A 22,117-nucleotide genomic window follows, 5' to 3' on the forward strand; every position below is an offset into this window, starting at 1 on the left:
CCACCGCCTCAACGAAACGCCGCGCAAGTGCCTTGGCTACCGGACGCCCGCTGAGGTCTTTGAAAGCAACCTGATGGAAATTCAGAACCGGTTGGAGTAAAACGAGATATCAAGAACTGCACTTCACCGTGAGTTCACACCCAGATGCCGGGGGGCGGAAGAATACAGGGTTTGGCATTCTTTGAGATCCGCAAAAGCGGGCGCCGCCAAACAGAAATATGCGCACAGGCAAACAAACAGTTTTTTCATTTGATGGCTCGCTTGAAATTTTTTCTCCTAGACAATCAAGGATTGATTTTTGCGATTGGCTTGTAAAGTAAAAAGCTTTGAAGAGGCCAAGACCGAAGGGCGCGGTTTAAGCTGGGCTGACTACGCCATGACGCCGTCTGATCTTGTCGGGACGGCCGGGTAAAGACAGCTCTGCATCGCCACGGGGAGAGCGGGCGATTACCTTGCCCTTTGCCACCACGGCCAGACGGGCAGGGCGCAAACGGACGGCCTCGGTGGGATTGGCCGCGTCCAGCACCACCAAAGAGGCCTGCGCGCCAGGCTTGAGCCCGTAGTCCTGGGCACCAACGATCTGGGCGTTGGTTTCGGTCACCATGGTGAAACAGCGTGCCATTTCATCCGGGTGGGTCATCTGCGCCACATGCAGCCCCATAAAGGCAACATCCAGCATGTCGCCGGTGCCCAGAGAGTACCAGGGATCGCGCACGCAGTCCTGCCCCCAGCCAACCGGGATGCCAAGCGCCTGCATTTCCTTCACTCGTGTCAATCCACGCCGTTTGGGGTAGCTGTCATGGCGGCCCTGCAACACGATGTTGATCAGCGGGTTGGGGATGGCCGAGATCCCGGCCTCGGCGATCAGTGGCAGCAGTTTGGAGACATAGTAATTGTCCATCGAATGCATCGAGGTCAGATGCGATCCGGCAACCCGTCCCTGCAGCCCCAGGCGCTGGGCCTCATAGGCGAGGGTCTCGATATGGCGCGAATGCGGATCGTCGCTCTCGTCGCAGTGCAAATCCACCATCAGGCCACGGTCTGTCGCGATCTCGCAGAGATCGCGCACCGAAGCGGCACCGTCGGCCATGGTGCGCTCAAAATGCGGAATGCCACCAACAACCTCGACACCCATATCCAGCGCCCGCAGCAGGTTCTCGCGCCCTGTCGGGCTGCGATACAGCCCATCCTGGGGGAAGGCGACAAGTTGCAGGTCGATGTAATCTTTGACCTTTTCGCGCACCTCCAGCATGGCGGTGACGGTGTTGAGGTGATCCGGTGTGGTGTCCACATGGCTGCGGATGGTTAACAGGCCGAGGCTGGCAGCCCAGTCACAATAGGTCAGGGCGCGGTCGACCATCTCGTCAACCGATGTCTGATCGCGCAGCTCTCCCCACAGCGAGATGCCTTCCAGCAGGGTGCCAGAGGCATTCACCCGCGGCAGCCCGTAAGACAGTGTGGCATCCAGATGGAAATGTGGATCGACAAAAGGCGGCGCCACCAGATCGCCAGTCGCGTCGATCACCTCATGCGCCTGCGCCTCGATCTTTGGCTCGATTGCGGCAATGCGGGTGCCTGTGATGGCAATATCGCGCTGGGTGCCGTCGGGCAGGGTGCCACCCTTGATCAGCAGGTCAAGCATCATCTCTCTCCCTTGTTGAACGGCACCATCAGCGCCGCTGGGATCTCGGCGCGGCGGGACATCACCACCAGGGCCAGAATGGATAGGAAATAGGGCAACATCAGAAAGACCTGATAGGGCACCACGGCACCAATGCCGGTCTGTTGCAGGCGGATTTGCAGGGCGTCAAAGGCGGCAAACAGAATGGCGCCCATTACCGCTTTGCCAGGTTTCCAGGCGCCAAAGACCACCAGCGCAATGCAGATCCAGCCGCGGCCATTCACCATGTCGAAAAAGAAGCTGTCAAAGGCCGAGAGCGTCAAAAACGCCCCCCCCACAGCCATGAAGCCAGAGCCAACAATCACCGCTCCCATGCGGATTGCAGTGACGGACAGGCCCTGTGCTGCCACCGCCGAGGGGTTCTCTCCGGCAGCCCGCACTGCCAGTCCCAGGGGGGTGCGGTACAGCACCAGCGCCGTCAGCGCCGCAAGGATAAATCCGGCATAGGTCAGCGGCGTTTGCGAAAACAGCGCAGGCCCCACCAGCGGCAGGTCTGACAGCAGCGGGATTTCGTAGGGTTGAAAGGCGGTGATCTTGGGCGGCGAGGATACCTCGGGCAGCACCACACGGTAGGTGTAAAAGGTGAGCGAGGTGGCCAGCAGTGTCAGGCCAATGCCCACCACATGTTGCGAGAGGCCAAAGGGCACGCTGAGGATGGAATGCACCAGTCCCAGCATCATGCCCGTAAGCATCGCCACTGCCACGCCGCCCCACAGCGGCAGCCCCGCCCAGACCGCAATCCAGCCGGCAAAGGCGCCGGCCACCATGATGCCCTCAATACCAAGGTTCAGCACCCCGGCGCGCTCACAGATCAGCTCGCCCAGGGTGGCAAAGATCAGCGGCGAGGCAATGCGGATGGCAGCGGCCCAGAAACTGGCGGAAAGCAGAATATCGAACAGATCCATATCAGTCCCTCCGCACACGGAATTTGGTCAGCAGGATTGCCAGCACCATGAACAACAGCGCCGAGGCCAGCATGATATCGGCAATATAGCTGGGTACGCCGACGGCGCGGCTCATACTGTCGGCGCCGACGAAAATGGCCGCGACAAACAGCGCCGCAACCACCACACCCAGGGGATGCAGCAGCGCCAACATGGCAACCACGATGCCGGTGTAGCCAAAGCCGGGCGACAGATCGAGCGTCAGCGCGCCTTTGAGCCCGGAGACCTCGGAGAAGCCGGCAAGCCCGGCGAGGCCGCCAGACAGCAGTGCGGTTTTTAGGATGACGCGGGTGACGGGAATGCCGGCAAAGCCTGCGGCCTCGGCGTTTTGGCCCACCGCGCGCATCTCGTAACCCAGTGTGGTGCGGGTGTTGATCACCCAGACCAGCAAGGCGGCGGCCAGCGCCAGGGCAAAGCCCCAGTGCAGCCGCAAGCCGTCGACGATACGCGGCAGCCGGGCCTCTGATGTCAGGCGCGCGGATTTGGGCCAGCCCATGCCCATGGGATCCTTCAGCGGACCCTCAAGCAGGTAGGAGACAAACAGCAGGAAGATGAAGTTGAACAACAGGGTTGTCACCACCTCATCGACACCCAGTCGGGTTTTCAGCAAGGCAGGCCCCAGCAACAACAAGGCGCCAGCCAGCATGGCGGCCAGGGCGCAGAGCGGCAGCATCAGATAGCTGGGCAAACCCAGCGCGCCGGTGCCTAAGATTACGGTCAGCACCGCCCCGGCATAAAGCTGCGCCTCGGCACCGATGTTCCACAGTTTGGCGCGAAAGGCGACGGCAATGGCCAGCCCGGTAAAGATCAGCGGCGTGGCGCTGTTGAGCGTTTCCAGCAGGGCAAATTTGGAACCAAAGGCGCCGTTCAGGATCAGGCCAAAGACCGCAAAGGGGTTACCCCCGGCAATCAGCGCCAACAGGGCCGCTACCAGAAATGTCGCAGCCATGGCCAGCGCGGGCGGCACAATGCGGCGCACCGGGCTGGGGGAGGCAATAGGTTCAAGCCGCATCGGGGGCCTCCGCATCAAACCCATGGCCAGCCATCCAGGCGCCCAGCTCTTCGGGGCGCATGCTGCCACGGGCAAAGCTCGGGCTGAGCCGCCCTTCAGAAATTACATGGATCACGTCGGAAAGCTGCATGATTTCATCCAGATCCTCGGAGATGAGCAAAACAGCCGCGCCGCGATCGCGGGCCTTGGCCAGTTCGCCGTGCACATAGTTCACCGCACCGATATCCAGGCCGCGAACGGGCTGGTTGGCCAGAATGATCTGGGGGGATTCTTCCAGCACGCGCCCCAGGATCAGCTTTTGCATATTGCCGCCTGACAGCAGGCGAATGCGAATGTCGGGGCCGGGGCAGCGCACATCATAGGTTTTGATCAGATCCTTGGTAAAGGCGCGGGCGGCGGCCCAGTTCATCCAGCCCCGGCGGCTGAACCGGCTGGCATAGGTTTCCAGGATGGCGTTCTCGGTGAGGTCAAAATCGGCGATTGTGCCAGTTTTGTGCCGGTCTTCGGGAATGCGGGCAATGCCTTTGGCGATGGCGCTTCGGGGGGACCAGTTTTTCACCGGCTCCCCCGCCAGCTGCATCTCGCCCCGCGTTGGGCTAATCAAGCCAGAGAGCAGATCAGACAGTGCTGCCTGCCCATTGCCGGAAACACCGGCAAGCCCGGTGATCTGCCCCGCCGCCAGGGTGAGGTTAAGCGATTTCAGCCCCGGTGCTGCGCCGTGATCCGGGGTGCAGACCTGGCGGAGCGCAAGCAAAGGCGCGCCGGGGGGCGCGGTTTCGATACTGGGGGCGGTGACCTCGGCCCCGACCATCAGCGCTGCCAGCTCTTCGCGACTGCTGTCATCGGTGGCGCGTTCTGCCACCAACCTGCCATGGCGCAGCACCACAACACGGTGAGAGATCGCCATGACCTCGTGCAGTTTGTGGCTGATGAAGATCACCGATAGGCCGGTGGAGATTGCCTCGCGCAGGGTGGCAAACAGCGCCTCGGCCTCTTGCGGGGTCAGCACGGCGGTGGGTTCATCCAGGATCAGGATTTTGGCATCCCGGTACAGCGCCTTGAGGATCTCGACCCGCTGGCGTTCGCCCACCGTCAGGCGACCCACCTTGGCCTCTGGGTCGACTTTGAGATGGAATTGCTGCGACAGGGCGCGAATGCGGGATTTTACCTGTCGGGGTTTCAGCGACAGCCCGGACAGATGATCAACGCCCAGAACGATATTTTCCCAGACCGTCAGATTGTCAGCCAGGGTGAAATGCTGATGCACCATGCCAACGCCGGCATCCAATGCCGCGCGCGGCGCACCTGGGGGCAGCGGCTGGCCGAACAGCTCAACCGATCCGGCATCAGCGGTATATTGACCAAATAGAATATTCATCAGCGTGGTCTTGCCCGCGCCGTTTTCGCCAAGCAAAGCAATGACTTCGCCGCGATGCAAATCAAAGCTCACCTCCTCATTGGCCGTGACCGGACCAAAGCGTTTGGTGATGCCTTGAAGGCGCAGGACAACCTGCGCCTCGTTTTCTGTGCTCATGCGATCAGGCCCAGCTCAAGAAGACTTGGGCTCTTCGTCGTTGATGGCAACAGTATAGGAGCCATCCTTGATCGCCGCAGTACGGGTGGCGATGAGATCAAGGGCAGCCTGCGGGATCTTGCCCTCAAAGGTGCCATAGGGCGCCAGGGAACAGCCGCCTTTGGCCATAAAGGAATAGATGCCGTAGTCTTTGGCAGTAAAGCTGCCCGCCTGCACGGCGGCAATGGCCGCATCCAGGGTGGGTTCAAAATGCCAGATCGCCGAGGCCACAACCGTGTCCGGATAGTCAGACTGGGTGTCGATCACATTGCCGATGGCCAAGAGACCTTTTTCCTTGGCTGCATCCGACACGCCAAAGCGTTCAGCATACAGCACATCGGCGCCATTTTCTGCCATGGCAAAGGCGGTTTCCTTGGCCTTGGGAGGATCAAACCAGGAGCCAATAAAGGAGACCTGGAACTTCATCTCCGGGTTCATTTCCTTTGCGCCGGCCATGAACGCATGCATCAGGCGGTTCACTTCCGGGATCGGAAAGCCCCCAACCATGCCGATATTGCCGGATTTCGACATCGCCCCGGCGATGATACCCGACAGGTAGGCGGCATCCTGAATATAGTTATCAAACACCGACAGATTGGGCACGGCGGCGTCTTCTTTGAAAGAAGACCCCATCAGGAAGGCCACATCCGGGTAGTCAGCCATGACTTCACGGGCCTCGGCCTCGACGCCAAAAATCTCACCGATGATCATCGTGTAGCCGCTTTCGGCATATTCACGCATCACCCGGGCGTAGTCGGAGTTGGAGGTGTTTTCGGAATAGCTGTAGCTGATGTCACCGCGATCCTGCGCTGCCAGCGCGGCCACATGGATGCGGCTGACCCATTGCTGTTCAACCGGGACGGTGTAGATGCCGGCCACTTTGATGGGCTCGGCTGCCATCAGTTTTGCAGGGGACAAAGCGGCACCGGCTGTGAGGGCGAGCGCTGCGCTGCTGGCGAGAAAACGACGGCGCGACGGTGCGGCCAAAGTGGATTTGGTCATAAAACTTCCCCTGTGTTGAAAAGGTCGATCCTTTGCAGATCTTGTCCAAAGGGTAAAAATTTCACGGCGCTCTGGCAAGGGTGCATTCGCAGATTAGCTAGCATCTTGGGAAGGTTGGTCAAATTTTGCACATCTCGGAACGGAGTTTGGTGTTTTTGCGTTTAGAAAATGAGTTTCTGGCCGATAGCACTGGTCAAATAGCACTGGACACACGGGCCGGGATCAGCGGGTGGCGCGCACCAAAGTAAAACAGGATTGACAGCCGGGGCGGGTTTTAGCCGAGTTTGGTTTATCGGTAGGATTTGTCACGGGAAACGGCCAAACTGGGAACGACGGAAACATCCCGGTTCTCCGTTTATTTTTTGGTGCCCGTATTGGGGCCAGCCCAGAACCAGCCCAGAACCAGTCCAGCGCCTGTCCAGAGCCTGTCAAAAAGGTAGCCCGTTATGAACCTCCGTCCTCTTCTCGTCGTGCCGCCCCTTGCGGTTGGAATTTTGGGGTTTGCTTGGATGACCGCGCGCCCGGAGCCGCAGGTGAGCGCGCTGCCCGAGGCTGAATTGGCGGTGCGCGTTCAGCCGGTGGTGCGCCGAGAGATCATCGCCAGCGCCGAGGGGTTTGGCCGGGTTGAGGCCGAACACAGCTGGGCAGCCATTTCCGAGGTGCAGGGCCGTGTTCTGGAGGTCTCTGCGGGATTGAACACTGGCAGTATCGTCGAAGAGGGCACCGTACTGGTCGAGATCGACCAAACCGACAATGAACTGTCGCGACAAAAGACTCTGGCCAATATCGCCGCCGTCGATGCCGACCTGGCGGAACTTGCCCGCGAGGAAGACAACGCGCAGCGGCTGCTTTTGGTCGAGCAACGGATCCTCAAGGTGGCTCAGGCTGAACTGGCGCGGGTGACATCTTTGCTGGATCGCGGCGCAGGGACACAAGCCACTGTGGATACAGCAGAAAAATCCTATCTGGCGCAGCAGACCTCGGTGACCAATCTGACCAATACGCTGTCGCTTTTCCCCGCGCGGCGCGATGCGCTGCACGCGACACTGGCGGTGCGTCAGGCCGAATTGGCCGAGGCGGAGCGGGCGCTGGACAAATCTGTCATCACGGCGCCATTCCGGGGGCGTGTGGCCAGCAAAAGTATCGAAGTTGGACAATTCGTCAGGACGGGGGATACGCTTTTGTCCCTGGACAGCACGGCCGCCGCTGAGGTGACAGCAGAGGTCCAGCCCAGCAGTTTTGGCCCTGTAGTCCTTGCTGGGGCTCAGAACGCGTTTCTGCAAAACAGCAGTTTTGATACCAGCCAATTCACCCAAGCCCTTCGCCGTGCGGGGGTGAGTGCTCATGTGGAGCTTTCGACGCCGGAGCAGTTTGCGCCCTGGGAGGCCGAAATTGTGCGCCTGCGGGGTACCATGGATGCAGAGACCGGCACCATGGGCATTGTCGTCAGAGTTGCAGATCCATTGGTGGCGCAACAGGGGCTGCGCCGCCCGCCCCTGCATACCGGCAGTTTTGTCCGTGTGGTTTTCTCCAGCGCGCCGAGGCCAGACAGTATCGTGGTGCCCCGCAGCGCCCTGCATGTGAGTGACAAGGGGACGCCCTTTGTCTACCTGGCCAACACAGAAGAGCGACTGGCCATCCGTGAGGTGGTGCCCGGGCAGGTCATTGGTGGCGAGGTGATCATCCGCTCTGGTTTGACCGGAGGGGAGACCCTGGTGCTGGGCCTGCCCAGCCCGCCTGTTCCGGGCATGAAGCTGGCCTTGGTGCCGGTTTCTGCTGTTGCGGAAGGCCAGTGATATGATCTCTTATTTTGTGCGCCACCCGGTTGCCTCTAATCTGATCATGGCGCTGTTCTGCCTTCTGGGGCTTGGTGTTCTCAGCAGTCTGGAGCGCGAGACCTTCCCCGAGTTCACCGCCTCCACCGTGGCGGCCCGGGTGGTCTATGCCGGCGCCTCGGCGCGGGATGTAGATGAGGAAATCTGCACCCCGCTGGAAGCGGCGCTCACCGGCACCTCTGGAATGACCGAACTCACCTGTCTTTCTGTTGACGGTCTGGCAACTGCCACCGCCGAGCTGGAGGAGGGCGGCGATCTGACGTTGTTTTTCAATGATGTTTTTTCAGCGGTCTCCAGCATCAATGATTTCCCCCTGAATGCTGAAACACCCACGGTGGAAATTCAGGCGCGCAGCGATCTGGTGGCGCTGGTGGCGGTCTCTGGGGTGTCTGGTAAACAGGGGTTGATCGAATATACCGATCAGCTGGCGGACCGTCTGCGCGCTGTGCCCGGTGTCGCCGAGATTTCGGTTTCGGGCATTACCGACCGTGAGCTGCAAGTGGTGTTTGATCAGGGCGCGCTGCACCGGTTTGGCCTGTCACCGCGCAATATCGTTGATGCGATCCAGGCCCGCAGCCTGAGCCAGCCGTTGGGCAGTGCAGATCTGGACGAAAACAGCCTGGTGCTGCGCTACGCCGACACCCGCCGTTCGGTTGCCGATCTCGAAGATCTCATTGTCTTGCAAAACCAGTCGGGCAGTTTTGTCCGGGTCAGCGATCTGGCCGAGGTGCGGATGATGGATGCCGACGAAAACATCGCTTCCTTTATTGATGGCGATCAGGCCGCGATCATTTCGGTGTCCAAAGCCAAGAACACCGACAGTATCCGGGTGTTTGAGGCGGTGGACAAAATCCTTAGCGCCGAGCGGGCGGCCTATCCCGATCCGTTTCAGATCACCGTCACCAACAACATGACAGAGCTGGTTGAGGAACGCCTGAACCTGATTTCGGAGAATATTGCCGTTGGTCTGGTTCTGGTGTTTTTTACCATGTGGCTGTTCTTTTCCCTGAACGAGGCCCTGTGGATTTCCGCGGCACTGCCGGTGTCCTTTCTGGGCACGTTGTTTGTGATGAGCCTGTTGGGCATCACCATCAACATGATCACTCTGGTGGCACTGCTGATGGCGGTTGGGCTGATCATGGACGATTCCATTGTGATTGCGGAAAACATCGACAAATGGCGGACCCGTGTCGGCCCCACCGAGGCCGCCTCCCGTGGGGCGCTGGAGGTTCTGCCTGGGGTGTTGTCGTCGTTTCTGACAACCGCCTGCGTCTTTGGCCCCTTGCTGTTTGTTACCGGCGACATGGGGCAGATCTTGCGGTTCATTCCGCTGGTGCTGCTGATCACCCTGGCAATTTCACTGTTTGAAGGGTTCTTCATTCTGCCGCATCATCTCAGCCATGGGAGACTGGCGCGGACAAGTGTTCACAAGACCCGTTTGGCGGAACGTGGCCTGGACTGGATCAAAGAGCGCTGCGTCTTGCCAATTGCAACCTGGCTGGTGACTTGGCGCTATCTGACCTTGGGGTCGGTCTTTGCTGTCTTGATCCTGTCGATCAGCCTGATTGCCTCCGGTGCGGTCAAGATGATCGGCTTTCCCTCCACCGAAAGCGACACCCTGACGATCCGCTTTTCGCTGACCTCCGGGATCAATCGTGAGCGCTCTGTCGAGACCGTGGAACAATTGCTGGCGGGGCTGCGTCAGGTGGATGCGGAATTTACCCCCCAAACCAAGGGGGGGCTGCCTCTGGTTGAGCGGGTTTTGGTGCGTTATGCGGTCAATAGTGAGGTCTATGACAATGGCTCCAACACCGCCACGATCACCGTGGATCTGCTCACCAGCTCTGAACGCAATGTGAGTGCCGATACGGTGCTGGAGGCCTGGAGATCGGCGGCGGGGCCGATACCGGATCTTGTCCAATCATCGTTTTCTCAGGCTGAAATGGGTCCGGGAGGCTTTGACCTGGATGTGGAACTTACCGGCTATGATCTGGAAGAGCTGGAGGCGGCCTCTGCTGAGCTGCGCAATACCCTGTTGGCGCGTTCTGACGTGGTGGAAGCGTTTCAGGATTTCTATGGTGGCCGACAGGAGGTGCAGCTGGCGCTGAATGAATATGGCTATCTGATTGGGCTGACACCCCAGGCGATGTCGGATCAGCTGCGCAGCGCCTTTCAGGGCACCGAGACGGATAGCTTTCGCTCCAGTCAGTCAGATATGACGGTGCGGGTGAAACTGGATGACACGGTGGCCAATCTGGTCGAGCTGGAACGCTTTCCGATCCTGGTGGGCGATGGCAAGCTGGTGGCGCTGTCAACCGTGGCTGAGATGACCCTGTCGCAGGGCTATCCGACAATCACCCGCAAGAATGGCAAGGCGCTGGCGCGTATTCGCGGCAAGATCGACAACGCCACTGTGACCTCGGCGCAGATCTCGGCGGTGATCACCAACGAGTTGGGCCCGGCGCTGCAAAAGAGCTTTCCCGGTGTTGAGATCGGCATCTCGGGGGCCAGTGCCGAACAGGCCAAGTCGCAATCCTCGATGATGAAACTGCTGTTATTGGGCCTTGTGGGGGTCTTTATGGTTCTGGCTTTCCAGTTCCGGTCCTATTCGCTGCCGGTTGTGGTGATGCTGTCTATTCCCTTTGCGCTGGTTGGCACCATCCTGGGCCATTGGGGGCTGGGGATGGATATCTCAATGCCCAGTTGGATCGGATTTGCCTCGCTTGCCGGGATTGTCGTCAACAATGCGATCCTGTTCCTGACGTTCTTCCAGTCGCACCTTGATGGGGATGACTATGTTGCCGCCTCGCTGGATGCGGTGCGGGCGCGCTTTCGGCCAATTCTGCTGTCGACCTCTACCACCATCGCTGGTCTGGTCCCGATCCTGTTTGAGACCAGTCCGCAGGTGCAGACCCTGGTGCCGGTCGTGGTCTCGGTGGCCTTTGGCCTGTTGGCCTCGATGGTTTTGGTTCTGTTGGTGCTGCCCGCGCTGATTGCGGTCTATTTTGACGTGGTTGATGTGCGCAAATGGGTGGATCAATTCCAGCGCAGTGAGAATGTGTTCTAACCGGCAGGTCCCACCACGCATAGGCAGGCGGCACCCCGCATGGAGGTGCCGCCTTTGATCCGTTACAGTCCCAGATCCGACAGGCCGGGATGATCATCGGGGCGACGCCCCAGCGGCCAGTGAAACTTGCGATCGCTCTCTTTGATGGGCAGGTCATTGATGCAGGCAAAGCGGTTCTGCATCAGGCCGTTTTCGGCGAACTCCCAGTTTTCATTACCGTAAGAGCGATACCAGTTGCCGCTGTCATCATGCCATTCATAGGCATAGCGCACCGCGATGCGGTTTTCGGTAAAGGCCCAAAGCTCCTTGATCAGGCGATAGTCCAACTCGCGGATCCATTTTGCCTCGAGAAAGGCCTGGGCCTCGGCGCGGCTGCTGACAAAGGTGGCGCGGTTGCGCCATTTGGTGTCCGGGGTATAGGCCAGGGCCACCTTGGCCGCATCGCGGCTGTTCCAGCCATCTTCGGCCAGGCGTACTTTTTCAATGGCGCTGTCGCGGGTGAAGGGCGGCAGAGGCGGGCGGGTTTCCATGGTAAGCTTCCTTTTTGTCAAATCAGAAGGGGAGGGGGAGGTTAAAGATCGAGTTCCAAGGCTGCGCTGCCTTTGGCAGGGCGGGCGCAACACAGCAGGGCTTCGCCGGGGGGAATCTCGGCTTGTGGTGGGGAGCGGTAGCTGACGCTGCCTTGGGTAACTTTGGTGGCGCAGCTGCCGCAGGAGCCTGACCGGCAGCTAAAATCGGGCGTCAGCCCCTGGGCCTCTGCCAGCTCCAGCAAAGACCCGTCTTTGGCGTGCCACTGTGTTGCCCCCGCAAGACTGGCAAAGCGCACTTCGGCGGTCTCGGCTTCGTCCTCGGCGCAGGGATCCGCCAGCTGATCCGCTGGCTGGGCGCCGGCCGAGACATCGGGGGCGCGGCGCAGCGCGGCGGGGCCAAAGCTTTCGGCAAAGATCCGGGCATCGCTGACCCCAAGGCGGCGCAGGCTGTCATAGATCCCCTGCATGAAGGGCGGCGGGCCACAGAGGAAGAAATCATAGTCATCCAGCGCCAGCACCTGCCGCAGGGTGTCGTCAGTGATCCGACCGGTGCCGTTATAGTCCAGGCCGGGTTCTTCGCCCTCGGCAGCCGTGCCTAAAAGAGACAGGTAGCGGATCTGCCCCTCTGTCGCTTGCTGCAGGGCGCGGAACTCATCTGCAAAGGCGCGCTGGGCGCTGTCTCGGCTGGCATGTAGCACAGTCAGCGGGCGCAGGTGCCGGGTCCGCAGACCTTCGCGCATTACATGGTTGGCCATTGCGACCATCGGCGTGATGCCAACGCCCCCGGCCAAAAGCACCGCCGGCCGCCTTTCGGCAGGATCAATATAAAAGGCACCACGGGGTGCTTTGATCTCCAGGATGTCGCCGGGCATGATCTGGTCATGCAGTAGGTGCGACATCGCACCCTGTTCTTCGCGTTTGACCGAAATCCGGTAGTGGCGCTCACCAGGGGCAGAGGAGACGGTGTAGCTCCGGCTCAGGATCTGGCCTGCGGCTTGTTCCTGTGTCGGGGTCTTGGATCTGGCGCGCAGTGTCAGAGACTGGCCAGCCTCAAACGGCAACAGCGGCGCGCTATCGGCAGGTTCCAGATAAAAAGACCGAATGACCGAGCTTTCTTGCTGCACCCGAGCGACCCGGACCCGGCGCCAGGCATTGCGACCCTCTTCCTGTCTGGACCGTGCGGCGCGGTCTGCCCAGGTGTCGGCCATCAGCGAATGCGGTGAAAAGGCGCCCAGTTTGGCGCGAAACGGCAGCGCATCCTGCAGCCAAAGCCCATGATCCAGGGTAAAGCGCCAACCACGATCGGCACCGTGAAAGCCGCGTATTTCCGGTGCCTCCTTTGACAGCAGCTCAGTGGTGCCAGTGAGCATCAAAAGGTCGCCGGTGGCAAAATCGGGAAACACCAGCCCGGCCTTGGGGTTCAGCAGGAAATTGCCAAAGGTGTTGAAGTGGTTGTTGCCGGGGAAATCGGGAATGATCAGGCTATTGCCATCAACCTGCACAAACCCCGGCCGCCCGCCACGATGGGAGACATCGACGCCCTCGACGGTGGGGTTGTCACGGGACTCTACCGCGCTGGCGACAAAGAACACATCCGCTGCCTCGATCATCCGACGCGCCTTTGCGCCCAGCTCTGTGAAACGCGGCGAAGCCTGTGCCGGGGAGCTGTCCGCAGCAGGGCGAAGAAAGGTGATGTCGCGGTGTTGGATATACTGCGGGCAATTGCCAAAGGATTGGTCAACTCGCAGCTGGAGCTGGCTTTCCCCTAAGGAGGAGACGCGTCCGTTCATCCTGTTGCGACGGCGGCTGTGCATCTCAATTCCCAGCACGGCCATTGGCGTTTCAGCCTGCAGGGCACGCCGTACCGGATCCGCCTGTGCGGCGTTCAAAGTGATGTTCAGGTGGCGGTTGTCCGGGCTTTGGGCAAACCCGGGGGTGCCTGGAAACAGGCTGGCCCAGGGCCAGCCTTTGGCATCCACAGCGCCCACTACCACAAAGGGCAGTTGGGCAAAAAAGGCCCGGTGTTGCTCTGGCATATAGGGGCGGATCACCTTGCGGCCAAATTGTTCCAGCATGTCGCGGCTGCCGTTGGCGCGTTGCAGCTGCTGTTCGCCGGCATGGAAGGGGGAGGCGGCCTGGGGGTCGTCAATCTGGGCGGGGATGGCGGGGGGCATGGCGGACCTCTTCACGGGATGCAGTTTGAACAAATAGGCGGGGGCTGGGGAGGCGCCATTGATGGCGGTCTGTCCGGGGCGGGCGATCCGCCCCGGTGGTTGGTTTTGAACGCTAAGCGATCAGGCCGCAGCGGAAAGACCAACAGGCGTGACGGGCATTGGCTTAAAGCCTTTCAGGCCTTCAATGTTGCTCAGCAGGCGGCGCACATTGGGGTAGGCGGCCAGCGAAACATCGCCTTCGGGGGCATGGGCCACATAGGAATAGATCGCCACATCCGCGATGGTGGGCGCAGTACCAACCAGAAAGTCCCGCCCGTCCAGGTGGGCTTCCAGTTTGGCCAAAAGGCGCTCGGCGACGGTTTTGCAGAAGTCCGCATCCAGGGGGGCGTTAAAGACATTGATCAGACGCGCGGCTGCGGGGCCAAACGCCACCTCGCCGGCTGCCAGGCTGAGGAATTTCTGCACCTCGGCTTCGGCAACCGCATCGCTGGGCAGATAGGACGGCGCGTATTTGCGCGCTAGATAGACCAGGATAGCGTTGGAATCACTGATCACGGTATCGCCGTCTTCAAGGACTGGAACCTGACCGGCAGGGTTCAGCGCCAGAAAGGCCTCTCCTTTGTGTTCCCCATTAGCCAGATCGACGGTGATGACCTCATGGGCGATACCCGCCAGGCTGGCAAAGAGTTCAACCCGGTGGCCATGACCGGAGAGGGGGAAGCTGTGGATGCGCAGAGTATTGGACATAGGATGTTCCTCATGGGGTTACCGCGTGAGCGGCGGGAGTGGTGAGCGACTGGGTAAGAGCCGCCGTTTCGATGAGGAAGAGATACATTCAGAACGACTGGGTGATAATATGTCATTCTGTAGAGTAAGTATGTACGTATTGGCGATAATGAGATACCTTGTGCGGGCGAAAGAGAAGCCGAGGGTCAGGCGATGGACACATTGGATTGCATGCGGACTTTTGTTGCGGTTGCGGCGCAACATTCCTTTACTGCCGGGGCGCGCCAGATCGGCATCAGCACCAAACTGGCCAGCAAATATGTGGCCCGGCTGGAAGAGCGCCTTGGCGCACAGCTGTTTAACCGCACCACCCGTTCCGTCACCCTGACCGACACCGGTCAGGCCTATCTGGAGCGCTGCCTGCCGGTATTGGATCAGATCGACGAGATGGAAGGGGTCATTCAGGAGCGCCAATCCGAATTGGCCGGTCCCATCCGGCTCACCGCGCCCACGGGGTTTGGCAGCCGCGAGCTGGTGCAGGCGGTGACGCCGTTTCAGCAGAGCCACCCCAAGGTGCAGATCGAAATGCTGCTGTCGGATTATCACGCGCCCATTGTCGAAGAAGGCATTGATCTGGCCATCCGCTTTGGCAGGCTACAGGATTCGACCCTGGTGGCGCGTAAGCTCTGCGACATGCGGCTGGTGGTGGTGGCAGCGCCGGACTATCTGGCACGTCACGGCGAGCCGGGGCACCCCAAGGCCCTGGCGACCCATAACTGCCTGTTGCTGCAATCCGCAGCGCAGCCGGAGCGCTGGCGGTTCAACGTGGCTGGAAAGGTGACCTCTGTCCTGGTGAGCGGCAGCTTTCGGGCCAACTCGCCGCGTGCGGTGGCCCATATGGCGGCGGGTGGCCAGGGCATTGGTCGCTGTCCCTATTACACGGTGAAACCCTTTGTTGAAACGGGCCGGTTGCAGCTGCTGTTTGCAGACCGCGAAGACGCGCCGCTGCCGCTCTATGTGGTCTATCCGCCAAGCCGTCACCTGACAGCGCGTATTCGGGCCTTGATCGAACATCTGGCCAAATGGTTCCAGTCAACCGAACAGAACCTCTGGGGGCCGTGACCGCGCTGTCTGCTTTGCTAGCGGCAGATATCGCAGATGGGCTGTGCTGTACTAAGGTCGCTTTGAATACGGATAAAGTCATGTTCCGCAAGGCCAAGCACCGTGCAGTCCTGAGCCCATTGGCCGATCACCTGTCGCGGCGTGGTTACGGCGGCGGTCAGGGCGTCTTGTAGCGCAATATCGCAGTGGCTGACGAGGATGCGCAGCGCTGTGGTGAGGTCAAGATCTGCGCCCGCCAGGGTGCCATCCGCCAGGGTAAGCCGCCCGTTCTGGCGCAGGATCTGGCGGCCCTCCAGCTGAAACGAGGTCAGGTCACTGCCGGCCGGGGCCATGGCGTCACTGACCAGGTAAATTTTGCCCTCAAGGCTGGCATTGCCCATCTTGGCAGCCCAGGCGGTGCGCAGCGCGGCGGGATGTACATGAATGCCATCGGCAATCAGCCCGGCAAATAGCTGCGGATTGTTGAGCGCCGCGCCGGGCACCCCGGGGGCGCGGTGGCCAAGGGGGCTCATGGCGTTGAACAGATGGGTGACACAGGTGACTCCGGCCTCGGCATAGTCCATCGCCTGTTCATAAGGCGCGTCGGTGTGCCCCAGGGACAGGATGACCCCGGCCTGCCGCAGTGCCTTGATCTGATCCAGGTTGACGCTTTCTGGCGCCAGCGTAACCATAAGGACCGGCAGGGCCTCAGCCGCGGCCAGCAGCATGTCCAGATCCGCCGAGGTCATCGCCCGGATCAAAGCCGCATCATGGGCGCCTTTACGGCTTTGGGCCAGATGTGGGCCCTCCAGATGCAACCCGGCAATGCCGGGCACCCCGGCGCTGATGGCCTGCTGGGTGGCGGCGATGACCTGAGCGGTTTTCTGTGGTGTATCGGTGATCAGCGTTGGCAGGATTTGCACCGCGCCAAGCCGTCGGTGCGCCCTGGCAATGCGGTCCAGCCCGGCGCAGTTGGGCTGTGCATTCAACATGATGCCATCGCCGCCATTGACCTGCAGATCCAGATAACCGGGGCTGAGGATATCGCCAGCAAGGTCCACATAGGTCTCATCCGCTGCGAGGGGGCGGTGCGGCATCAGGCTGACCAGCCGACCAGCTTCAAACCGAGCGCTTATGCCCTGTTGCAGGCTGTGGCCATCAAAGATCGGGCCGCCTCCGTAAACTGTGCTTGGTCGGCTCATTGGGGCGTCCTGACGGTGGTGTCCGCCACACTGTGATCTTTGGCAGCGAACTCCCGTGCCAGCGCCAACGCCCCGGTCAACGGATCACCCTGCGGCGGTTGCAGCGCGTCTTGCATTTCTGGCGGCAGATAGGCCTGGTACTGCGGCGCCAACCCACCCGTGAGGCAGAGCGCATGGCCGGGTGCCCAGCCGATCCGTGGCAGGGTGTCGGCAATATAGCGGGCGCCTTGGTGCATCAGATCAGTGGCCAGGGCATCCCCCTGGTTGGCATGGTAAGTGACATCGCGGGCCAGCACGCCCAATTCCATCGGGCTGGCCTGGGCGGCAAAGGCGACGATTTCGGCAGAGCCCGAAAACCGGGCGAGAAGCTGGGTGGTCAAGGTGGAGGCGGGCGCGAGACCGTCGACCATATCCAAGGTGCGCGCCAGGGCCAGACGCCCCAGCCACTGCGCAGAAGCCTGATCGCCCAGCTGCTGTCCCCAGCCGCCAATGATACGGCGCGCGCCCTTGATTTGGCTGGCCAGAAAGGACCCGGTGCCACAATGGGCAATCGCCCCTTCGCCATCGCCAATCGCCCCACGCAAAGCAGCGGGTCTGTCGTCTGTGATGCGGGTTAGGGTCAAGGGCAGGTGGTGCTGCAGCCGCTGGGCAATGTCAGCACTGACAACCCCGGCCAGCCCAACATAGGCGGGGAGCGCGGCCAGCTGCGCCAGCGTCAGGTCAGTGGCGGCACAAAGGCGCTCCAGCCCCAGATGGATCTGCGCCAGGGCCCCGTCAAAATCGCTGGAAACATTTGCAGGCCCGCTGTCGACCCGGATGACCTCACCGGCGCGCTCCAGTGCGATCCGGCAACGGGTTCCGCCGCCATCTATGGCCAGTATTGCGGTGAGTGGGCTCTGTTTCATACACACAGGTATAGGGGGGGGACCAAATGGGAGCCAGCCCCAGTTTTTGACGCCAGACTGTGGATGCCAGTTGAACAAAGTGGAGTAGCCCTGAGCCAGAACAGCAGGCGCATCACATTGATTTTCGGGGGTGAAACTGTGGGAGGCTTACAGAGGGAAAGTGGTGGCGTGGGGGAGACTTGAACTCCCGACCTATCGATTATGAGTCGATCGCTCTAACCAACTGAGCTACCGCGCCATCTTCTGTGAGGGGCGATTTACGGAATGGCGCCTCTGGGGTCAAGGCGCAAATGCAGAGGAAACCGGCTTTCGGGTATGTTTTTTTGCCCGGGTCGCCAGTTTTCTTGGTTTTCAACCCGTTGTCAGGCGCTGGGCAGGGCCTGCACCGTGGCGCGAATGAAGTCATTACACAGCGCCGGGGCGGTAATTGGCAACATATGCCCAAGGTCTGGGGCGATTTGGCAGCTCAAACCAAAGGTTTCCATTGTTTTGCCCTGGGACTGAGGGCCGAGAATGGCGTCCTCGGCCCCAAAGAGAATCGCCCCCGGTGTGCTGAGCTCTTTTGCGTAGCGGGCGGCCTGGTCCTCAATCGCCAGGTAGAGAAAGGACGCATCCGCTGAGGCGGCGACAAAGCTTTCGGGGCGCAGCCCCAGGGCGCCGCCGGCCTTGATCAGGAAATCATCCGGGCAGGCTTCGGGCGCAAAGATCTGTTGCAGAACCGGTTCTGCGGTACGTTGTGCGGTAGGCACAGCCACAGTCTGGGCCATCAGGTGGCGCATGAGGTTGGAATGCACAATCAGCCCCTTAAAGGCCTCAGCCCCCTGTTTTGAAGGATGGGTCAGCGGTGCCAGCAGGGCCAGACCGCGAATTTTCTCTGGGGCCTGCAGCGCCATTGCCAGCGAGACGGCGCCGCCCAGGGAATGCCCCACCAGAACCGGCTGGTGGACCTGGAGCTTGTCCAGAACGTCCAACAGGGTCTTTGCCTGTTCCGGTAGACGCGCCATCGCATCGCTGGTGCGGGTGGAATAGCCACATCCGGGCCGGTCAACTGCGATGACCCGGTAATCCTGGGCCAGGGCGTCGGCCAGGGCATAGGTGAAATGCTGCAATTGGCCGCTTAACCCATGGATAAGCACCAGGGGCTGGGCATCGCGCGGGCCTATGTCGATATAGTGGATTTTTCCCTGCAGGGTGTTGCAGAACTGGCCGATGGGCGGCACCAATTGCCGGGCCTCGCGCGCGAGTTTGCGGGTTTTGAGATGCGACGCCCCCATCAGGGCCGCTGGGGCAGCGAGGGCGATCAGGGCAAGACTGCTAAGGGCGGACATGGGCATACTCCGGGATAAGGGCGGGGATCACTAGGCAGGGGATCGCTAAGCTGGTGGGCGCTGGTCCAGCGCCTGAAGCTGTGGGCGTGGTAATTTGTCCAGCAGGGCAAAGACCCGGGCGCGGCAGGTTTCTCCGGCCCAGGCGTCGGGGGGGAACCCTGTGGGCAGCACCGGGTGGCGCAGGGCAATTCTGCGCCAGTGGTGCACGATTAGGGTGCGCAGGGTGGCAATCTGCTCTGGTGACAAGTCGGCTGCGGGGGGCGGGATTTTGGCCAGCGCGTCAAGCAGGGACTGGCAGGCTTCGATCAGATCCTGCGGGAACAGCCGGGCCTGCAGCCAGCCGGGCACCGAAAACGCGGAGACCTGTGCCACAAAGAGATCGTCAAGCCCGTCGGGCGCGGGTCCGTAGCCAAGCGCAGTGCGGCGGTTGACCTGGGTGTATTGCGGCAGCAGCAGGGTTTCTTCCAGCGCGTTCTGGCCGCTGCTGTCCTCTGCGATCAGCAGATGCCAGGTCTGTGGCGGTTGCGGGGCGCGGGCGTAGATGCGTGGGGTCACGGCAGCGGATTGATTGCGGCCGAACTCGGTCAGATAATGCACCGAGGCGCGCCCCGAACGGGTGCTTTCGATCCAGCCGTCCTTACGCAGACGGTGCAACGCCACCCGGATTGCTTCGGGTTTGATCCCCATCGGAGTGATGATCTGGGTGAGGGTGGCGCCACTGATCTGATCGCCGGGTTTCTGCGCCAGATCGCCAAACAACGAGACGATGATCGACCAGACCCGCAGGTTTTGCAGGTCGGTAAGCTGGGCGATGCTCGCCTGGTAATTCTGAGAAAGTGTTGCTGTCATGGCAACAAGATAGGCATTCCGGGCCAGTTAGACCAGCCCGGAGCGGTACGGCTTTGGCTGTTTCGGCGCCTTAGAAGGCGTTCATGGTCAGCAGTTCATATTCCGCAACTTTTTCATCGTCTTGATTGGTCAGGGTCACATGCCAGCGGACCTCACCATATTCATCGTTGCGGGGGGTCTTTTTCTTGACGCTGAGGCGAACCTTGATGCTGTCGCCCGCCGAAACCGGCTTCATAAAGCGCAGGTTGTCCAGGCCGGTATTGGCCAGCACAGGTCCTTCATTGGGTTCGACAAACAGACCCGCAGCAAAGGAGAGCAGCAGATAGCCATGGGCGACGCGGCCGGGGAAGAAGGGGTTCCGCTTGGCGGCGGCGTCATCCATATGAGCATAGAAGGTATCGCCGGTGAATTTGGCAAAATGTTCGATATCTTCCAGCGTCACCTGGCGTGACGGGCTGTGGAGGGTCTCGCCAATTGCCAGTTCGCCAAATTTGCGGGTGAAGGGATGCGCAGGAGCTGCCACTTCGCTGCCGCCGGGGACCCATTGTTCGCCAATGGCGGCGAGAATGTCGGGGCTGCCTTGAATGGCGGTGCGCTGCATGTAGTGTTTCACCCCGCGAATACCGCCGAGCTCTTCTCCGCCGCCCGCGCGACCGGGACCACCATGCACCATATGCGGCAGCGGCGAACCATGGCCGGTGCTTTCTTTCATCGAGGCGCGGTTGTTGAAATAGATCCGCCCGTGATAGGCGCCCGATCCCAGGGCAACTTCGCGGGCCACCTCTGGGTCATTGGTGATGCAGGAAGCCACCAGCGAGCCCTCTCCCCGGTTGGCCAGGGTCACGGCATGGTGCAGATCCCGGTAGCCCATGACGGTGGATACCGGGCCAAAGGCTTCGGTGTCATGCACGCGGCTTGCGGCGTCAGGGTTTTCACAGTGAAATAGCATTGGCGGCACAAAGGCACCTTTGTCCGCATCGACACCAGTCACGGTAAAATCATCCGGGTTGCCGTAAACGCGGGTGGCCTCAGTGGCCAGAATCGCCGCCTTTTCCAAAACATCGCGTTTTTGGCTGTTGGAAACCAGCGCGCCCATGCGGGTGCTTTCCAGGCGGGGGTCCCCAATGGTGGTTTTGGCCAGTCGCGCCGACAGGGCCTCAATCACCGCCTCAGACTGCGATTCCGGCGTGATGATGCGGCGCACGGCGGTACATTTCTGCCCCGCCTTGGTGGTCATTTCGCGGCTGACTTCTTTGATGAAGAGATCAAATTCCGGCGTGCCGGGGATGGCATCGGGCCCCAGAATGGAGGCGTTCAGGCTGTCTTGCTCCGCCACAAAGCGGATCGAGTTTTCCAAAATGACCGGGTTTTGACGCAGCTTCAGCGCGGTCTGGGCAGAGCCGGTAAAGCTGACCACATCCTGCATGGTCAGATGGTCGAGCATATCGCCGAGACTACCAGACACCAGCTGCAACGCACCGGCGGGCAGGATGCCACTGTCGAGCATCAGCCGCACCGCCAGTTCTGTGACATAGCAGGTGGCCGTCGCGGGTTTCACGATGGCGGGCACCCCGGCCAGCAGGCTGGGGGCGAGCTTTTCCAACATGCCCCAGACCGGGAAGTTGAAGGCGTTGATATGCACCGCAACACCCTGCAAAGGCGTGCAGATATGCTGGCCCAGGAAGGTGCCGTTGCGCGACAGTTGCTCGACTTCGCCATCCAGGTAGACCTTGGCGTCGGGCATTTCGCGGCGCCCCTTGGAGGCAAAGACAAACATGGTGCCGATGCCGCCATCAATGTCGATCATGTGATCGGACTGGGTGGCGCCAGTTTCAAAGCTCAAGTCATAAAGCGCCTGTTTGTGCTGCCCCAGATGCGTCGCCAGCGCTTTGATCATACGGGCGCGGTCATGGAAAGTCAGCGCGCGCAGGGCCGGGCCACCGGTGTCGCGGGCATAGGCCAGCATGGCCTGCACATCCAGCGCGTCATTGCCGGCCTGCGCCAGCGGCGCGCCGGTTACGGCGCTGGCGATGTTGCGGGCACCGGCGCCGGGGGCGATCCATTCACCGGCGGCAAAACTTGATACGTCTAGAAGGCTCATGCTCTGTCCTTTTCTTTCCTGATGGGGCGCTGTCGGCGCGGGGCCGGACAACGGGCTGAGGCGGGGCCTCGTATTTGCTTTGAATGA

The 22,117-nt window shown here is 61.0% G+C and carries 16 protein-coding genes and 1 tRNA gene; 3 read left to right on the forward strand and 14 right to left on the reverse strand.

The window, feature by feature from the left end; translation table 11 throughout:
* Nucleotides 1–355: 355 nt before the first annotated feature.
* Genes QZ268_RS11375 through QZ268_RS11395 form a run of 5 tightly spaced genes read right to left on the reverse strand, consistent with a single transcriptional unit; the run spans nucleotide 356 to nucleotide 6,212 of the window.
* Nucleotides 356–1,642 carry an amidohydrolase family protein gene (locus QZ268_RS11375; protein ID WP_295452572.1) on the reverse strand — a complete coding sequence of 429 codons (1,287 nt, stop codon included), beginning with the start codon at nucleotides 1,640–1,642 and terminating at the stop codon, nucleotides 356–358.
* Entirely contained in the window at nucleotides 1,642–2,586 is a 945-nt protein-coding gene (locus QZ268_RS11380; RefSeq protein WP_295452474.1) for an ABC transporter permease, read from the reverse strand. The genes QZ268_RS11375 and QZ268_RS11380 overlap by 1 nt, the downstream gene beginning before the upstream one ends.
* Nucleotide 2,587: 1 nt before the next feature.
* A complete protein-coding gene (locus QZ268_RS11385; RefSeq protein ID WP_295452477.1) occupies nucleotides 2,588–3,637 on the reverse strand; it encodes an ABC transporter permease in 1,050 nt (349 codons plus the stop codon).
* Complete coding sequence (locus QZ268_RS11390; protein WP_295452479.1) at nucleotides 3,627–5,171, reverse strand: ABC transporter ATP-binding protein; 1,545 nt, start codon at nucleotides 5,169–5,171, stop codon at nucleotides 3,627–3,629. Before QZ268_RS11390 ends, QZ268_RS11385 begins: the two co-directional genes overlap by 11 nt.
* Nucleotides 5,172–5,186: 15 nt before the next feature.
* Nucleotides 5,187–6,212 carry a BMP family protein gene (locus QZ268_RS11395; protein ID WP_295452482.1) on the reverse strand — a complete coding sequence of 342 codons (1,026 nt, stop codon included), beginning with the start codon at nucleotides 6,210–6,212 and terminating at the stop codon, nucleotides 5,187–5,189.
* A gap of 509 nt (nucleotides 6,213–6,721) precedes the next feature.
* Here QZ268_RS11395 and QZ268_RS11400 point away from each other — a divergent pair.
* Nucleotides 6,722–8,008, forward strand: a complete 1,287-nt coding sequence (locus QZ268_RS11400) for an HlyD family efflux transporter periplasmic adaptor subunit (protein WP_295452484.1) — start codon at nucleotides 6,722–6,724, stop codon at nucleotides 8,006–8,008.
* Between the two features lies 1 nt (nucleotide 8,009).
* A complete protein-coding gene (locus QZ268_RS11405) occupies nucleotides 8,010–11,114 on the forward strand; it encodes an efflux RND transporter permease subunit (RefSeq protein WP_295452486.1) in 3,105 nt (1,034 codons plus the stop codon).
* A 62-nt stretch (nucleotides 11,115–11,176) separates the two neighbouring features.
* On the opposite strand, the gene QZ268_RS11410 is transcribed toward QZ268_RS11405, so the two are convergent.
* From QZ268_RS11410 to QZ268_RS11420, 3 genes are all read right to left on the reverse strand, one after another.
* Entirely contained in the window at nucleotides 11,177–11,644 is a 468-nt protein-coding gene (locus QZ268_RS11410; RefSeq protein ID WP_295452488.1) for a nuclear transport factor 2 family protein, read from the reverse strand.
* A 41-nt stretch (nucleotides 11,645–11,685) separates the two neighbouring features.
* Nucleotides 11,686–13,818: a pyridoxamine 5'-phosphate oxidase family protein gene (locus tag QZ268_RS11415; RefSeq protein ID WP_295452491.1), complete on the reverse strand. Its 2,133-nt coding sequence runs from the start codon at nucleotides 13,816–13,818 to the stop codon at nucleotides 11,686–11,688.
* A gap of 120 nt (nucleotides 13,819–13,938) precedes the next feature.
* Nucleotides 13,939–14,565: a glutathione S-transferase gene (locus tag QZ268_RS11420; RefSeq protein ID WP_295452493.1), complete on the reverse strand. Its 627-nt coding sequence runs from the start codon at nucleotides 14,563–14,565 to the stop codon at nucleotides 13,939–13,941.
* 192 nt (nucleotides 14,566–14,757) lie between these two features.
* On the opposite strand from QZ268_RS11420, the gene QZ268_RS11425 reads away from it, so the two are divergent.
* Nucleotides 14,758–15,666: a LysR family transcriptional regulator gene (locus tag QZ268_RS11425; protein WP_295452495.1), complete on the forward strand. Its 909-nt coding sequence runs from the start codon at nucleotides 14,758–14,760 to the stop codon at nucleotides 15,664–15,666.
* A 17-nt stretch (nucleotides 15,667–15,683) separates the two neighbouring features.
* On the opposite strand, the gene nagA is transcribed toward QZ268_RS11425, so the two are convergent.
* The 6 genes from nagA to paaZ form a co-directional block, all read right to left on the reverse strand.
* Entirely contained in the window at nucleotides 15,684–16,847 is a 1,164-nt protein-coding gene (gene nagA / locus QZ268_RS11430; protein ID WP_295452497.1) for an N-acetylglucosamine-6-phosphate deacetylase, read from the reverse strand.
* On the reverse strand, nucleotides 16,844–17,752 hold the full coding sequence (locus QZ268_RS11435) for a BadF/BadG/BcrA/BcrD ATPase family protein (RefSeq protein WP_295452499.1): 909 nt from the start codon (nucleotides 17,750–17,752) through the stop codon (nucleotides 16,844–16,846). Before QZ268_RS11435 ends, nagA begins: the two co-directional genes overlap by 4 nt.
* Before the next feature lie 161 nt (nucleotides 17,753–17,913).
* Nucleotides 17,914–17,990, reverse strand: a tRNA-Met gene (locus QZ268_RS11440).
* A 124-nt stretch (nucleotides 17,991–18,114) separates the two neighbouring features.
* Nucleotides 18,115–19,080, reverse strand: coding sequence for an alpha/beta hydrolase (locus QZ268_RS11445; RefSeq protein ID WP_295452501.1), 966 nt, complete (start codon nucleotides 19,078–19,080; stop codon nucleotides 18,115–18,117).
* A 45-nt stretch (nucleotides 19,081–19,125) separates the two neighbouring features.
* A complete protein-coding gene (locus tag QZ268_RS11450; protein WP_295452503.1) occupies nucleotides 19,126–19,929 on the reverse strand; it encodes a PaaX family transcriptional regulator C-terminal domain-containing protein in 804 nt (267 codons plus the stop codon).
* Nucleotides 19,930–19,999: 70 nt separating this feature from the next.
* Entirely contained in the window at nucleotides 20,000–22,030 is a 2,031-nt protein-coding gene (paaZ, locus tag QZ268_RS11455) for a phenylacetic acid degradation bifunctional protein PaaZ (RefSeq protein WP_295452505.1), read from the reverse strand.
* Between the last annotated feature and the right edge of the window lie 87 nt (nucleotides 22,031–22,117).

This window comes from uncultured Pseudophaeobacter sp. (assembly GCA_905479575.1).
Classification (GTDB): domain Bacteria; phylum Pseudomonadota; class Alphaproteobacteria; order Rhodobacterales; family Rhodobacteraceae; genus Pseudophaeobacter.